The organism is Leifsonia sp. Root227 (assembly GCF_001428745.1).
In the GTDB taxonomy this organism is placed as follows: domain Bacteria; phylum Actinomycetota; class Actinomycetes; order Actinomycetales; family Microbacteriaceae; genus Leifsonia.
Genome location: NZ_LMIO01000002.1, coordinates 319925 through 335252, shown reverse-complemented (window position 1 = coordinate 335252; position 15328 = coordinate 319925). Strand labels below are relative to the sequence as shown.

11 protein-coding genes are annotated in these 15328 nt (G+C 70.3%); 5 read left to right on the top strand and 6 right to left on the bottom strand.

Annotated elements, in window-relative coordinates; all coding sequences use genetic code 11:
- The first annotated feature begins 18 nt into the window (after positions 1-18).
- A complete protein-coding gene (locus tag ASE16_RS06490) occupies positions 19-1095 on the top strand; it encodes a phosphotransferase (protein ID WP_055892528.1) in 1077 nt (358 codons plus the stop codon).
- Here ASE16_RS06490 and ASE16_RS06485 read toward each other — a convergent pair.
- Together ASE16_RS06485 and ASE16_RS06480 are read right to left on the bottom strand one after the other, a co-directional pair.
- Complete coding sequence (locus ASE16_RS06485) at positions 1032-4358, bottom strand: ATP-dependent DNA helicase (protein WP_055892526.1); 3327 nt, start codon at positions 4356-4358, stop codon at positions 1032-1034. The two genes, ASE16_RS06490 and ASE16_RS06485, sit on opposite strands and share 64 nt — an antisense overlap.
- Positions 4355-7483 carry an ATP-dependent helicase gene (locus ASE16_RS06480; protein WP_055892523.1) on the bottom strand — a complete coding sequence of 1043 codons (3129 nt, stop codon included), beginning with the start codon at positions 7481-7483 and terminating at the stop codon, positions 4355-4357. The genes ASE16_RS06485 and ASE16_RS06480 overlap by 4 nt, the downstream gene beginning before the upstream one ends.
- 108 nt (positions 7484-7591) lie before the next feature.
- Between ASE16_RS06480 and ASE16_RS06475 the strand changes: the two genes are divergently transcribed.
- Complete coding sequence (locus ASE16_RS06475) at positions 7592-7816, top strand: DUF3107 domain-containing protein (protein ID WP_055892520.1); 225 nt, start codon at positions 7592-7594, stop codon at positions 7814-7816.
- A 10-nt stretch (positions 7817-7826) separates the two neighbouring features.
- Positions 7827-8129, top strand: a complete 303-nt coding sequence (locus ASE16_RS06470; RefSeq protein WP_055892517.1) for a hypothetical protein — start codon at positions 7827-7829, stop codon at positions 8127-8129.
- 50 nt (positions 8130-8179) lie between these two features.
- Here the strand turns inward: ASE16_RS06470 and ASE16_RS06465 are convergent, their stop codons facing one another.
- On the bottom strand, positions 8180-8896 hold the full coding sequence (locus ASE16_RS06465; protein WP_055892514.1) for a ferritin-like fold-containing protein: 717 nt from the start codon (positions 8894-8896) through the stop codon (positions 8180-8182).
- 126 nt (positions 8897-9022) lie between these two features.
- Here ASE16_RS06465 and ASE16_RS06460 point away from each other — a divergent pair, with 126 nt between their 5' ends.
- Positions 9023-10531: a DEAD/DEAH box helicase gene (locus ASE16_RS06460; protein ID WP_055892510.1), complete on the top strand. Its 1509-nt coding sequence runs from the start codon at positions 9023-9025 to the stop codon at positions 10529-10531.
- A gap of 90 nt (positions 10532-10621) precedes the next feature.
- On the opposite strand, the gene ASE16_RS06455 is transcribed toward ASE16_RS06460, so the two are convergent.
- Complete coding sequence (locus tag ASE16_RS06455) at positions 10622-11770, bottom strand: lytic transglycosylase domain-containing protein (protein WP_055892506.1); 1149 nt, start codon at positions 11768-11770, stop codon at positions 10622-10624.
- A 72-nt stretch (positions 11771-11842) separates the two neighbouring features.
- Positions 11843-12715, bottom strand: coding sequence for a PHP domain-containing protein (locus tag ASE16_RS06450; protein WP_055892503.1), 873 nt, complete (start codon positions 12713-12715; stop codon positions 11843-11845).
- A gap of 33 nt (positions 12716-12748) precedes the next feature.
- On the opposite strand from ASE16_RS06450, the gene ASE16_RS06445 reads away from it, so the two are divergent.
- Positions 12749-14272, top strand: a complete 1524-nt coding sequence (locus tag ASE16_RS06445; RefSeq protein WP_055894347.1) for an aminopeptidase P family protein — start codon at positions 12749-12751, stop codon at positions 14270-14272.
- 46 nt (positions 14273-14318) lie between these two features.
- On the opposite strand, the gene dhaK is transcribed toward ASE16_RS06445, so the two are convergent.
- Complete coding sequence (gene dhaK / locus ASE16_RS06440; protein WP_055892499.1) at positions 14319-15314, bottom strand: dihydroxyacetone kinase subunit DhaK; 996 nt, start codon at positions 15312-15314, stop codon at positions 14319-14321.
- Positions 15315-15328: the final 14 nt, after the last annotated feature.

Here is a 15328-nt window from a genome sequence, read left to right as displayed (position 1 = left end):
TCCAATTAACCTTGGCGCATGGCCAGATCCCATCTCACTCTAGCCGCGCTGGCCACTTCGGCCGTGCCGGGGCTCGAGGTCTCCGGTGCCCGCAGCTACACCCTCGGGGGCGCAGGCGAGTTCGACTCCGCGCTGCTCAGCGGCAGAGACGGGGCGACCTCGGTCATCCGCGTGCCGACGTCGCAGGCGGCGGAGACCGAGCAGAGCGCCGACCTCGTCGCCCTCCGCGCTCTCACGACCGGCATCCGCAGCCGTCTGCCGTTCGACGTGCCGAGCTACCTCGGCCAGGCACCCGTCGGTGGAACGCGAGCGATCGTCTACGACTTCCTGCCCGGCCACCACATCGATGTGGACGACATTCCGCCCGGCGACGGGCTCGCCGGGTCGATCGGGCACGCCATCGCGGCCATCCACACCCTTCCGACCAACTTCGTCGGCGAGGCAGGGCTTCCCGTGCTGAGCGCGGCGGAGTGCCACACCTCCACCACCGCGCTGATCGAGTCCGCCGCTTCCACCGGCCTCCTGCCGAGTGCCCTGCGCGACCGCTGGCGGGATGCGTCCGCCGACCAGTCGCTCTGGCAGTTCCAGCCGACCGTGGTCAACGGCGCGCTCACGGCGGACTCGTTCCTGGTCGAGGACGACACCGTTCTCGCCGTGCTCGGCTGGTCGGCGCTGCGCGTCGGCGACCCTGCCCGCGATCTGCACTGGCTGCTCGCCATGAACCCAGAGGCGACGGAGGGCGCGCTCGGCGCGTACGCCTCCACCCGCCAGGTGGCCACCGACCGGCAGTTCACCCAGCGCGCGATGCTCTACGCGGAACTGGAGGTCGCTCGCTGGCTGCTGCACGGCCGCGAGGTGCGCGACCAGAGCATCGTGGACGACGCCGTCGGGATGCTCGACGGCCTGGTCGACCGGGTGCACAGCAACGCCGTCACCCCGTTGTCGACCGCGACGGGACCGATCCTCGCGATCGACGACGTCGAGGCGATGCTCGACAGGACTCCTGGCGACCGGAACTCGGACGCATACGGTCACGCCGGCGGGATGAAGCCCGTCGACGACGACCAGAGCGACCGCAGCTCCTCCGCAGAGTAGAGCCGCTCCGGCCGGATGACCTCGTCGTCCGCCACGAAGTAGAACACGGCGTCGATCGATTCCGGGTCGACCCCGGCGTACTGCGCGTACGCCAGCCGGTAGAGCGCGAGCTGGAGCTGCTTGCGCTCCAGGTCGGCGGCGTCGCGCGGCGCCTTGCCGGTCTTCCAGTCGACGATCTGGTGGCTGTGCACGCCGTCGTCGGCCGGGTAGACCGCGTCCAGCTTGCAGACGACCACCTGCCCTGCGAGGGTCACGTGGATCTCGATCTCCACCTCGTCCGGCCTGCGGCCCGCCCACTCGCTGGCGGCGAAGGTGCGCTGCAGCTCGGCGAGCTGTTCGGCCTCGAGCAGCTCGCCTGCCGGATCGTCCAGCTCGTTCGCCGCGGCGTCGATCACGTCCGCTGCGCCGGCGAGTGTGCCGTAGCGCTGCTCCACCCAGCCGTGGAACAGCGTTCCGAGGCGCGTCTGCCGGTACGGCCGCTCCGGCATCGGACGGCGGAGTGCTGCGGCGACGGACGCGGGGTCCGACACGTAGTCCTTGAACCGCGAGGCGGGGATGCGCGTCGGCAGCTCGACCAGTCCGGCGTCGCTCTCCCTGCGCGCGCGCTCGGCGAGCAGCAGGTCGAGGTCGTTCGCGTACACGCCGCCGTCGCCGGGCCCTCGCTCGATCGCCGCCTGGACAGCGGCCGCAGCGGCGTGCACCCTCTGGTGGCGCGAGCCCAGCGGGTCGAGCGGCCAGGTCACGGTCTGGGCGTCGATGGCGAACGGGTTCTCGTCCGGCTCGTCGCACTCGGGGAACGCGTCGTCGGGCAGCAGCCCCGCCGCCTGCAGTTCCAGCAGGTATGCGCCCGGTCCGCGCGGCTTCTTCTGCGTCGACCAGTACGAGCCGGAGAGCAGCAGGTGCTCCTTCGCCCTGGTGACGGCGACATAGATCAGCCGACGCTGCTCCGCCGCGTGCCTGGCGACGATCTCCTCCTCGAACGCCGTCATCGACTCGTCTACGTCTTTCTGCGTCTCTGCGGTGCGCCAGGCGAGCACGGGCAGTTCGGTGGAGTCTCCGCGGAACTCGTACGGCAGAGCGCCGAACTCGAACCAGCCGCGTTTGCTCTGCGGGGCGCCAGGAAGTTCGCCGTCGACCATCCGAGGCACGGCGACGATGTCCCACTCGAGACCCTTCGACCCGTGGATGGTCAGGATCTGCACCGTGCCGGGCTCCGGCTCCTCGCTGCGCGGCGCGAGGTTGTCGCGGCGCTCCGCCTCCGCCAGCCAGGCCAGGAACGAGCCGAGAGTCGCCTGGTCGTCGCTCGCCAGGTAGGACGACACCTGCTCGGCGAAAGCGTCGAGGCTCGCCTGCCCGAGCTGCGCCGTCTCGTTCGCCGCGACCTCGATGTCGAGCAGCAGCTCCTGCTGCACGAGCGTCACCAGGTCGAGAAGGTCGAGGCCCACCCGCGAGCGCAGGTGGTCGAGCTGACGACCGGCCAGGCGCATCCTGTGCAGTCCGTCCTCGCTGAACGCGGAGAGCTGCGAGTGGCCCTCCTTGGCCTCGACCACGAAGTCCAGCGCATCCACCAGGGAGGCGGACTCGTCACTCGCGACGGACTGACGGAGACGCCTGCGAACCTCCGGGTCCAGCTCCTGGAACCGGTGGTCGCGGGCGGCGAGCCAGGACGCGACGTTGCGGAGGGCGGCGATGTCCTTCGGGCCGATGCGCCAGCGTGCGCCGGTCAGCAGACGGATGAGCTCCGAGCCGGCGGTCGGATCGTGCATGACGCGCATGGCGCTCACCAGGTCGGCGATCACCGGCTGTTCGAGCAGCCCGCCGAGACCGAGCACGTGATACGGGATGTTCCTGCGCGAGAGCGCCGACGTGAAGACGTCGATCTTCTTCAGCGAGCGGCAGAGCATGGCAGCGCTCGGCACGGCTCCCCGCGCATCCCTGGTGGCCAGGCGCTCGCCCAGCCACGCGGCGACCGCCTCCGCCTCGTCTGCCACGGTCTGCTCGAAGACGGCGATCAGTTCGCCATGCTCCGCTCCCGGCCGCGGCTGGAGCTGCTCGACGTGCACCGGCGAGCTCGCCGTCAGCGGCGCGACCAGCGCGTTCGCGGCGTCGAGGACGCTCGTCGGGTTGCGCCAGCTCGTGCTCAGCGCGTACTCGGCCGCTCCGTCGCGCGTTCCGGTGAAGTCGAGCGAGAACCGGCCGAGGTTGGCCGCGCTCGCGCCACGCCAGCCGTAGATCGACTGGTGCGGGTCTCCGACGGCCATGACCGCCTGACCGCCGAACAGCCCGGACAGCAGCCGGGTCTGCACCACGGAGGTGTCCTGGTACTCGTCGAGCAGCACCACCCGGTAGCGGGCACGGTAGTCGTCTGCGACGGACGGCACGCGCTCGCTGACGCGCAGGGCGAGCGCGACCTGGTCGGAGTACTCGACGAAACCGCGCCGCACCTTCTCGGCGGCGAACTGCTCCGCCAGGTCGAGCAGAGGAGGAAGCGCGCCGACGACGGCGATCGCCGCGCGCACGGAGGCGTACAGCTCCTTGACCCGCCCGCTGCCGGTCGGGAGGTCGGCGATGGTCAGGAAGCGCTCCGTCATCCGCTCGACGTCCGCCGCGTCGACGACGTTCTCGCTGAGCGCGCGACTCAGCGAGATGACGGCGGAGGTGACGGTGTCGACGCTCTTCTCCAGCTCGACCAGCCTGTCGTCCGTGCTCGTCACGACGAGACGCCTGGCGAGCTGCCAGGCCGACGCCTCGCTGAGCACCGCCGACTCCGGCTCGCGGCCGATCAGCAGCGCGTTCTCGCGGAAGATCGCGTTGGCGAACGCGTTGTACGTCGCCACCTCCGGCGCGTCGAACGGATCGAATTCGATATCGGTCAGTCCGGAGGCGACGAGCTGCTCGATGCGCTTCCTGATGCGGATCGCGAGCTCGCCCGCCGCCTTGCGGGTGAAGGTCAAGCCAAGGATCTCCGGAACGCGCACGTGACCGTTGGCGAGCAGCCAGACCACCCGGTTGGCCATCGTCTCCGTCTTGCCGCTGCCTGCCCCAGCCACGACGATCGCCGGCTCGAGCGGCGCCTCGATCACGGCCTGCTGCTGCAGCGTCGGGCTCGGCAGGCCCAACGCCTCGGCGATCTCGACCGCGCTGATCCTGCGCGCAGGGCGTGGATGCTCCTCGTGCGCCAGCGTGAACGCCTGCTCCACGAAGTCGAGCGTCGCCTCTTCCGCCCCCCACTCCAGCAGGCGGTCGCCGTTCTCCTCGATCATGCGCTGACCGCCGGGACCAGGTGGATGCGGTACTCGTACTTCGCGTGCGGGTCCCTGTCTCCGAGGTCGACCACTCCGGCGAACGTGCTCCCTGCCATCCCGGCCGCCGCCTCCTCGACGCGGGCCGTGAGCCGGTCGAGCGCTTCGCTGTCGACGCGCTCCTGCGCGACCTCACGGTAGCCCTTGCCGCGCACTCCCTTGCTCACGTAGAGCAGCTTCGCCCCGCCGGACGGGGCATCGCCCGCCGCATCCACCGCCCCGTGCTCCATGGCCAGCTGGTACGCGCCGAGCTGCGCGTGGCCTGCCACCTGCGCAGCAGTGGGCACGGTGTTGCCCGTCTTGAGGTCGACGATGACGATGGTTCCTTCCGGTGTGCGTTCGACGCGGTCGATGGTGCCGCGGATCATGGCGCGGCCGACCGTGAGCTCGAAGGCGCCCTCCGAACCGAGCAGCGCGCCTCCTGCCCGCTCGAAGTCACGCAGGTATTCGGAGACCCCCTCTGCGAGCTTCCTGGTGCGCCTGCGCTCCTTCTCCTCGAGCCACGGAGACTCGAACTGCAGCTCGTTCCAGCGTTCCTCGACGCCGCGCCACACCCGTTCGACGCTGAGGTCGCCGTCCGGTTCGGTGCTCACCTGCTCCATCACCGCGTGCACCACCGTGCCGATTCCGGCGGCGAGCCCGCTCGGGGAGGACGCCATCGCATCCACGAACCAGGCGAGCGGCGACTTCTCGAAGGTCTCCAGGCGCGACGGGGACACGCGCACCACCGCATCCGGGTCGTCGAGGTCGACCAGCGGCTCCTCCGTGGACGGGGCGATCAGGCCGTACCAATCGCCGGGGTCCGCGCCCTCGACCTCTGCGATAGAGAGCCTGGCGAGCGCGTCGGCGGCGTCGGGCGCGCCGGTCGTGACCAGACGACGCCGCAGCCGCCCGACCATCCCGCGCAGCGACAGGGGATGCACGGAGTCGTCCGTGTCGTCGAACGCGAGGTCGGCCGCCAGGCGCAGGAACGGCGACGGCTGCTCGTCGTCGTTGGCGGTGGCCGTGAGGATGACCTGCGTTCTGGCGCGGGACACGGCGAGCGCGAACATCCTGAGCTCGTCGCCGAGCACCTGGGCGCGTTCGTCCACAGTGTCCGACGTTGTGCCCGCGTTGGCGTCCGCGAGCTTCTGCGGGTGCAGCAGGGAGCCGCGGAGCCGCAGGTTGGGCCAGACGCTCTCCTGGAGACCTGCGACGGCGACGATGTCGAACTCCGCGCCGATGGTGGCGCTCGGCGTGCAGACCAGCACGGCCTCGCCCGCCGTCTGCGCGGCGAGCGTGTCCTCCGGCACTTCGGCGCCGAGCAGTTCGACGACGAAGTCGGACGCCGGCCGCTCCGGGTAGCGCTCGACGAAACGTCTGGCGGCGGTGAACAAGGCGACGACGCCGTCCAGGTGCCGGTTGGCCTCGTCGGCGACGATGCCGCTGCGTTCCGACTGCTCCAGCCAGCGCTTGGCGAGGCCGCTGCGCTCCCAGGCGTGCCAGAGCAGCTCCTCGATCGTCGCGCCGCCCTCTGCCTTCTGGCTTCCTCCGGCGATGGTCTCCGCGAGCCGGGAGGCGCGCCGCGCAGGTGCTGAGTCGATCGTCGCGAAGCGACCTGGAGCGCCGAGCGCCTCGACCAGCAGGTCGTCGGCGGAGCGGTTGCCTTCTCCGGCCAGCTCCTCCTGACGGAGCGCGAGCCGCAGACGGCGCAGGCTGATGCCGTCGAGGCCGCCGAACGGCCCGAGCAGCAAGTCGGAGACCACGGACGGCGTGAGCTCGACCGCGCCGAGCTCGACGCCGACGACCGTGATGAGCTGGCGTGCGGCGAAATCGTCGCGCAACGCGCGGCCGGCCACGCTGGTCTTGGTGGGGACCTCGGCGACGGCGAGCGACCTGGCGAGGCCAGGGACGTGCGCGCCGGAGCGGACGACCACCGCCATCCTGTTCCACGGCACGCCGTTCAGCAGGTGCTGCTCGCGCAGCCGTCGCGCGAGCCGCGCGGCCTCCGCAGGCGCGGACGACGCCTCGATCCGCACGACCTCCTGGCCGGAGGCGCGCGCATCCCTGCCTGCGGCTGCGAGCCGTTGGACACCGGCCGCCGCCGTGCCGATGCGCTCGGTCACCCGCGTCGTCAGGTCGCGCAGCGCCGGCGTCTGCCGGTGTGCTGTGCCGAGCACGAACCTGTCGACAGGAACGCCGAGCCGTGCCTCGAGCTGGCCGATAGCCGTCGCCTCAGCCCCGCGGAACGTCGTGGACGCGACGTCCGGATCGCCGAAGGCCACGATGGCGACGCCGCGGGCGGCGAAGGCGCGCAGCAGGGAGACGGTGGCGAGCGTCGCCTCCTGCAGGTCGTCGACGAAGATCGCGCGCAGCCGGTCGAGCGAGCTGCCTGCACGCACGACGGACACCGCCTCGGCGATCAGCTCGGCCGAGTCGACGAAGGTGCCGCGATAGCTGTCGACGACGCGCTGGTACTCGGCGATGAACCGTGCTGCCGCCCGCCACTCGTCGTGACCGGCGATCGCGCCGAGCTCGGACAGCCTGCTGGGCGTGATCCCGAGCTCGACGCAGCGCGCCATGAGCTCGCGCAGCTCTGTGCGGAAGCCACGCAGCAGCCGCACGTCCGCGACCAGCGGCTCCGGCCACGCGGGGCCCGTGCCGTCTTCCAGATGGCCTGCGATGAGTTCCGCGATGATCTGGTCCTGCTCTCCTCCGGTGAGGAGGCGGGGCGGCTCCTGGGCATTCGCCCGTGCGCGCTCGCCGGAGAGCTGGAAGGCGAGCGAGGTCGCGGTCCTCGCCAACGGGCCGTTCGTCGGAACGCCGATCCGCAGCGCGATCCTGTCGCGCAGGCGCGTCGCCGCCGACCGGGATGCGCTGAGCGCGAGCACCTCGACCGTTGCGTATCCGCGCTCGAGCACGCGTTCGGCCAGCGCCTCGACGAGCGTCGTGGTCTTGCCCGTTCCCGGAGCCCCGATCACCGAGCCGGATGCCCCGTCCGGCAAGGAGAGGACGGCCGCCTGCGTGTCGTCCAGCTCGGTCGGGGAAGCGAGGTCTCCTGCGGTCTGCCCCGCTGAGGGGCGCGGCCGGAAACCTCGGATCGTCATGTCTGAAACGGTACCGGCGTCCGCCGACAGAGAACGTTGCGCAGCGCCGTCATGCGAGTGTCGTAGTCTGAACTCACATCCGCCGGTCAGATTCGAAAGGCACCACACGTGGAGATCCGCATCGGAATCGTCAACGCTCCTCGCGAGCTCAGCTTCGAGTCGTCGCAGACGGCGGAGGAGATCGCCTCGCAGGTGGAGGCAGCGCTCTCGAGCGGCACCGGCTTCGTCCGCCTCACCGACAACAAGGGCAAGCTGTACGTCATCCCGACGGCAGGCATCGCATACGTCGAGGTCGGCTCCGACGAGTCGCGCCGCATCGGCTTCGTCGGCTAGATTCGCCAGCGTGGAACTGCTCTTCGTCGCACTCGGCGGGGCCATCATCGGCCTCGCAGCGCGCTACTTCCTGCCGCACCGTCACACGCACGGCGCCGTGCTCATCCCCGCTCTCGGGGTCATGGTGTCGAGCGCCCTCTGGGTCGCGCTCACCTGGGCGGGCCTGAAGTGGAACGGCGGCTGGATCTGGTGGATCACGCTCGTCGGGACCGCCGTCATCGTCGCGGTGTCCGACATCGTGATCGGCCGCGTCCGCACGGCGCAGGACGACCGTCTGCTCGCCGACCTCAGCAAGGGCGCCGTCGCGCGCTGAGCCCGGTCCGCGCATCCACCTGATGGATGCTTCTGCCCGGCGCCGAGCCGTTACGCGGTGAGCCCGAGGGCGTCCATGCGGCGCGTGTGCGCCGCGATCAGCTCGGTGAAGATCGGCTCGATGCGCTCGTCGTCCTTCGCGGCATTGCCGGAGAGGTGCAGCGCAGAGCGTGCCACGAGCAGGGTGTCCCCGACGAGGCGCCTGCCCCACATCGCGAGCCGCGACGCCAGCTTGGGGTCCGCCTCGATCTCGTCGCGCAGCACGTCCAGGATGCCGTCCTGGCCGCCGTCGGAGCCGAGCAGCTGCCCGATGCGGGGGCCGACGTCGCCGGGAAGGCCGACGGAGAGCCGGATGAAGAAGTCGTCGAGCAGTCCGCTCGTCACCAGGACGGCGAGGAGCGTCTCCCGCCAGTCCGATCCCGTGGTCAGCGCGCTGAAGCCGTCGATCTCGTCGGCGAACGGCTTCATCACCTCCGCCGGATCGTCTCCCCTGCGCCTGATCTCCGCCACGACACCCTGGTGCTTGGAGAGCGCGTGCCCGGCCGCGGCAGACACCTTTTCCTTCGCGGAGAGCGCATCCACCTCGCCGACGACACGGGAGAGCGTCTGGAACGCCTCGAGCTGGAGGTAGGCGGCCTGGCCGAGATACGGCAGCAGATCGGGCATCACCTCGTGCAGATCGATGCGGATCGCCTGCGTCGGCGTGCTCCGCGGCGTCAGACGGGGAAGCTCGACCGGAGGCCGGCGTCGGGAGAACAGGGATGCCACGTACAGCAGTGTAACGGGGACGTCCAGTAGGCTTGTGATGCCGTCGGCGCTGGATCGACGGCCCTACGCCTGCGAACGAGGACAAGGCGTAGACCTTTCACTCACGATCGACAGGCATATTCACCAGTGACATTCTCAGAACTCAACGTCGACCAGGACATGGTCGATGCGCTCGCAGCCAAGGGCATCATCGAGCCGTTCCCCATCCAGGCGCAGACCATCCCGCTCGCGCTCGACGGCCAGGACATCATCGGCCAGGCCAAGACGGGAACGGGCAAGACCTTCGGCTTCGGCCTCCCGATCATCCAGCGCCTCGGCCTCCACCCGGAGCCGGGCGTGCAGGCTCTCGTCGTCGTTCCGACCCGCGAGCTGTGCGTCCAGGTCTTCGAGGACCTCTCGCAGGCCGCCGCGAACCGCGACACAGAGGTCGTCGCCATCTACGGCGGCAAGGCGTACGAAGGGCAGATCGCGCAGCTCAAGTCCGGCGCGCAGATCGTGGTCGGCACCCCAGGCCGTCTGCTCGACCTCGCAGGGCAGCGCCTCCTCAACCTCGGCAACGTGCGCGAGATGGTGCTGGACGAGGCGGACAAGATGCTCGATCTCGGCTTCCTCGCCGACATCGAGAAGCTGTTCGCGCAGACCCCTGCCACCCGCCACACCATGCTGTTCTCGGCGACGATGCCCGGCCCGATCGTGGCGCTGGCCCGTCGCTTCATGACGCGCCCCATCCACATCCGCGCGACGGACCCCGACGAGGGCCAGATCCAGGCGAACATCAAGCACCTGATCTACCGCGCGCACTCGCTCGACAAAGACGAGGTCGTCGCCCGCATCCTCCAGGCGGAGGGCCGCGGCAAGACGGTCGTCTTCACGCGCACCAAGCGCGCAGCCGCCAAGCTGGTCGAGGAGCTCAACGACCGCGGCTTCAACGCCGCAGCCGTGCACGGCGACCTCAACCAGGAGCAGCGCGAGCGCGCCATGGCCGCGTTCAAGGCAGGCAAGAAGGACATCCTGATCGCCACGGACGTCGCCGCCCGCGGCATCGACGTCGACGACGTCACGCACGTGATCAACCACACCATCCCGGACGACGAGAAGACCTACCTGCACCGTGCGGGCCGCACCGGCCGCGCGGGGAAGACGGGCATCGCCGTCACCTTCGTGGACTGGGAAGACCTGCACAAGTGGGCGCTGATCAACCGCGCTCTCGAGTTCGGGCAGCCGGAGCCGACCGAGACGTACTCGTCGTCTCCGCACCTGTTCAGCGACCTGGACATCCCTGCAGGATCGAAGGGCCGCCTCAAGGCGACCCCCGCCGTGAAGACCGAGAGCGCGCCACGCTCCGGCGGACGCTCGGACGGCGGTCGCTCCGGCGGACGCTCCGAGGGCGGACGCTCCGAGGGCGGCCAGCGCTCCGCTGACACCGCAGGCGACGGCCAGCCCCGTCGCCGCCGCACCCGCGGAGGACGCCCGAGCGGAACAGGAGCGGCAGAGACCGCTCCCGCCGCGGACGCGCCCGTGCAGGCGGCAGGCACCCACGACGGCGGAGGGGCAGAGCACCACGACGGCAACAGCGCACCGCGCCGCCGTCGCCGCCGCTCCCGCGGTGGAGCCCCCGCGGCTCCCACCGCCTAGGCCTCACAGCAATCGAGCCCGGACTTCTTCCCCCATCGCCTCGGCGTGGCGGGTGAAGAAGTCCGGGCTCGATTGCGTTGGCGGCGGGGATCAGTACCAGTTGTAGCCGATTTCGTGGTTCCAGGCCCCGCAGGGCGAGCCGTAGCGGCCGCTGATGTAGCCGAGGCCCCAGTTGATCTGGGTGCGGTAGTTGGTCATCCAGTCGCTGCCCGCGCTCGCGAGCTTGCTCGCCGGGAGCGCCTGCGGGATGCCGTACGCGCCACTGGAGGTGTTGTACGCGTCCGTGCGCCAACCGGACTCCTGGTTCCACAGCCGGATGAGGCAGCCCATCTGATCGCCGCCCCAGCCGTACGAGCCGAGCACGCTGGAGGCGTAGTTCTGGGCGCCGGCCGGATCGACGTCGACGCCCGGCGGCGGCGCGAAGCCGTCCGCTCCACCGTCGCCGGCCGCCGCAGCGGCTGCGGCCGCCTGAGCCGCCGCTTCCTGCGCGGCCTGGACGCCCTCGGCGTACTTCTGCTCGACGGACGCCTCGGTGTTCTTCAGCGTGGCGAGCTGGGCGTAGAGCGTTGTGGCGTGCTGCTTCTGGTCGGCGAGCTGCGCATCCGCAGCCTGCTTCGCCGCCTTCGCAGCATCCAGCGCCGTCTTGGCCTGCGTCGCCAACTGGTCGCGGATGGTGCGTGCCGCCGCCGCCTGCTGGCTGAGGGATGCGGCCAGGTTCTTCTGCGCCGTGGCCTGCGCGAACAGCGTGCTCGCCTGGTCGGCCAGCTTCGACATCGCGCCGAGCTGGTAGAGGAGCTGGGATGAGGTGGCGGAGTTGTTGCCGGTCAGGAAGAGCCGGACAGACAGCTCCGAGCCACCGGAGCGTGTGAGCTGCTCTGCGAGCTTTCCGCTCTGCGAACGCAGCGACGCTGCCTTGGTCGTCGCGGACTCCGCCTCGCCGCGCAGGTCGTCTGCCTTCTGGGTCGCGGTCTGCAGGGCGGCCTCCGCCTGCCCGTACTCCCCTGCCCGCTTGACGGCGAGGTCGCCTGCCGCGTTCGCCGAGGTCTGCAGGGTGGCGAGCAGGCCGTTGATGCGGTCGACTTCCGCCTGGCTGGCCGCGGCGTTCGCCTTCGCGGCCTGCACGTCGTCCCACGACGGGTATGACGTGTCGGCGAGAGCAGGGGATGCACCGCCGGCCGTCACGATGGCGGCGATGAGCACCGCGGCTGCGGCTGTCGCCGACCAGCGTCCTCGGCTCACACCAGACCTCGATTCGCGTGCGTTCTCGCAAAGCGCGATCGTTCGCGCCCGACCCAGGCTAAGCACAAAAAGTCAGGACGCGTAGAAGGGCGCCGCGCCTGTCGCTTCTTCGATGATCCTGTCAAGAACCTCAGGATCGGTGGTGTTCTCCCCCAGCCGGTTCGGTTTCCCCTCCCCGTGGTAGTCGCTGGAGCCCGTCACAGCGAGCCCGAATCTGGCGGCGAGCTCGTGCAGTCTGGCCTTGCCGTCCTCGGTGTTCTCGCGGTGGTCGATCTCCAGGCCGAACAGACCCGCATCCACCAGTCTGGCCAGACGATCCTCGGGGATCACCCGTCCGCGGCCGCCCGTCGCGGGATGCGCGAGCACGGGAACGCCGCCCGCCTCGCGGATCAGCCGCACCCCGGTCAGCGGCGCCGGCGCGTAGTGCGGCTGGTAGTAGCCTCCCCGCCAGTGCAGGATGCCGGCGAAAGCCGCACTGCGGTCCGTGGCGAGCCCGCGGGCCACGAGCGCGTCTGCGATGTGCGGCCTGCCGACCGTCGCGCCCTCCGTCGCCTGATCCATCACGTCCGCCCAGGTGATGTCGTAGTCCTGCGCGATGCGGTCGACCATCTCCTCGGCGCGGGTCAGCCTCCCCTGGCGGATGCGCGCCGTCTCCGCGACCAGCGCAGGGTTGCCGGGGTCGAAGAGGTAGCCGAGCATGTGCACGCTCGCGAACTCGATGCGGGTGCTGAGCTCCATGCCGGGGATGACGGTGACCCCGACCTCTGCACCGGCGGCAGCCGCATCCAGCCACCCTGCTGTGGAGTCGTGGTCGGTGAGCGCGACGGTGCCGAGCCCGGCGACCGCTGCTGCCCGTACCAGCTCGGCCGGTGTCTCCGTGCCGTCGGAGACGGACGAGTGGGTGTGCAGGTCGATGGGACCACGGAAGCGTCGCTCATCAGCCATGCACTCCATCCTAGGAGTGGAAGAATGGTCGGCATGTCCTCGCAGCAGCCGACTCAGCCAGCAACCGCCGCCCCCGCTCCTCGCGCCACGTCCAGCAGGTCCACCACGCCGGGCTCCGACGGCTTCAAGGAGTTCATCGGAAGCGGGTGGGCGGAGCGGGAGGAAACCCTGCCAGAGGCCAGGGAGCAGGCCTCGTTCGCGGCCGCCAGGCGCGCGAAGGTCTCCGAGCTGTACCGCGGCAAGCGCGTGATCATTCCCGCCGGTCGCCTCAAGCAGCGCTCCAACGACACCGACTACGCCTTCCGCGCGCACTCGGCGTTCGCCCACCTCACCGGCTGGGGCTCCGACTCCGAGCCCGGCAGCGTCCTGGTGCTCGAGCCGACGGACGCCGGTCACGACGCCACCCTCTACTTCCGCGAGCGGGCGGGCAGGGACTCCGACGAGTTCTACGCCAACCCGGAGATCGGCGAGTTCTGGATCGGACCCCGCCCGTCGCTCGCGCAGGTCGCCAGCGACCTCGCCCTGCCGACCAGAGGCATCGCCGAGCTCGACGCCGTCATCGACGCCACGGATGCGGACACCCTGGTCCTGCGCGAGGCCGACCCTGCGCTGACCGACACGGTGGATGCGCTGCGCATCGTCCTCGCAGGTGACGACGCGTCCGCCCCCGGTTACGACCCGGAGCAGCATGAGGCGGACGACCAGCTCGCCCGGGACCTGTCCGAGCTGCGGCTCGTCAAGGACGCGTACGAGATCGCGGAGCTGCGCGCCGCCGTCGCCGCCACAGCGCTGGGCTTCGACGACGTGATCGGCGACCTGGAGCGGATCACAGCGCATCCACGGGGCGAGCGCCTGGTGGAGGGCGTGTTCAACGGACGCGCCCGCGCTGACGGAAACGCGGTCGGCTACGACACGATCGCGGCGAGCGGGCCGCACGCGTGCATCCTGCACTGGACGCGCAACGACGGCCCTGTGGTGCCAGGCGACCTCATCCTGCTCGACGCCGGCGTCGAGGTCGACAGCTATTACACCGCCGACATCACGCGCACCTTCCCCATCGACGGCACGTTCAGCGAGACGCAGCGCCTGGTCTACGAGGCGGTGCGCGAGGCAGCGGACGCTGCATTCGCCATCGTGCGGCCAGGCATCCGGTTCCGCGAGATCCACGCGACCGCCATGGGCGTGATCGCGAAGCGCACAGCCGAGTGGGGTCTGCTCCCCGTCACCGCGGAGGAGGCGCTGCAGGCCGACAACCAGCACCACCGCCGCTACATGGTGCACGGCACCAGCCACCACCTCGGGCTGGATGTGCACGACTGCGCGCAGGCCCGCCGCGAGCTCTACCTCGACGGCGTGCTCGAAGCCGGCATGACGTTCACGATCGAGCCGGGGCTGTACTTCCAGCCGGACGACCTCACGGTTCCGGAGGCGTTCCGCGGCATCGGCGTGCGCATCGAGGACAACATCCTGGTGACGGAGGACGGCGCGGAGAACCTCTCCATCGCCATCCCGCGCACCGCGGACGACGTCGAGGCGTGGGTCCGGCGGCTGCGCTGAGTTCTCGGGCGTCGGCCAGCGCAGCCGCGGATCGGATCGCGCAGCGTCAGAAGATGTGCAGTCCGATCTCGGCGGGCGCGGCCAGCAACTGCTCGATCTCGTCGTCGAGCCGCACCAGGGTGATGGATGCGCCGGCCATGTCGAGCGAGGTGCAGTACTCGCCCACATAGCTGCGGGCGACCGTGATGCCGCGCGCAGCGAGCTGTTCGTGCGCATAGCCGTACGCGATGTACAGCTCGCTGATCGGTGTGCCGCCGAGGCCGTTGACCATCAGCGCCACCCGGTCGCCGCTCACGTACGGCAGGTCGGCGATGACCGGTTCGAGGAGTTCGTCGACCAGGTCGTTCGCCGGCTCGATCTTCGCGCGGCGTCGTCCTGGCTCACCGTGGATGCCGACGCCGATCTCGATCTCGTCGTCGCCCAGTTCGAACAGCGGGGAGCCCTTGGCCGGCGGCGTGCAGGCGGTGAGGGCGAGCCCCATCGTGCGGGTGACGGAGTTGACCTTCTCGCCGATCCTGATCAGCTCGTCGAGGTCCGCTCCCGCCTCGGACGCCGCTCCGACCGCCTTCATCACGAAGAAGTTCCCCGCGACGCCGCGGCGACCGACCGTGTATGTGGAGTCCTTCACCGACACATCGTCGTCGATGAACAGGGTCTTCACGTCGACGCCGTCCGCGAGGCTCATCTCCTGGGCCATGTCGAACGCCATCCGGTCACCGGTGTAGTTGTTCACCAGCAGCAGCACGCCCTTGGGCGACGCGAGCAGCTTGGTGGTCTCGTAGACGTAGTCCATCGGCGGGGCGGCGAAGACGTCGCCTGGGCAGGCGCCGTCGAGCATCCCGCGGCCGACGGTGAGGACGTGCGCAGGCTCGTGCCCGGAGCCTGAGCCCTGGATGATCGAGACTTTGTCCTCCCTCGGCGCGTCTGTGCGCATGATGAGGTTGTACTCCGGGACGTACCGGAGGGTGTCAGGGTTGGCGAGGGCGATGCCCTTGAGCATCTCCGGGACGTACTGCTGCGGATCGTTGACGAACTTCTTCATTGTTCTCTCCACGG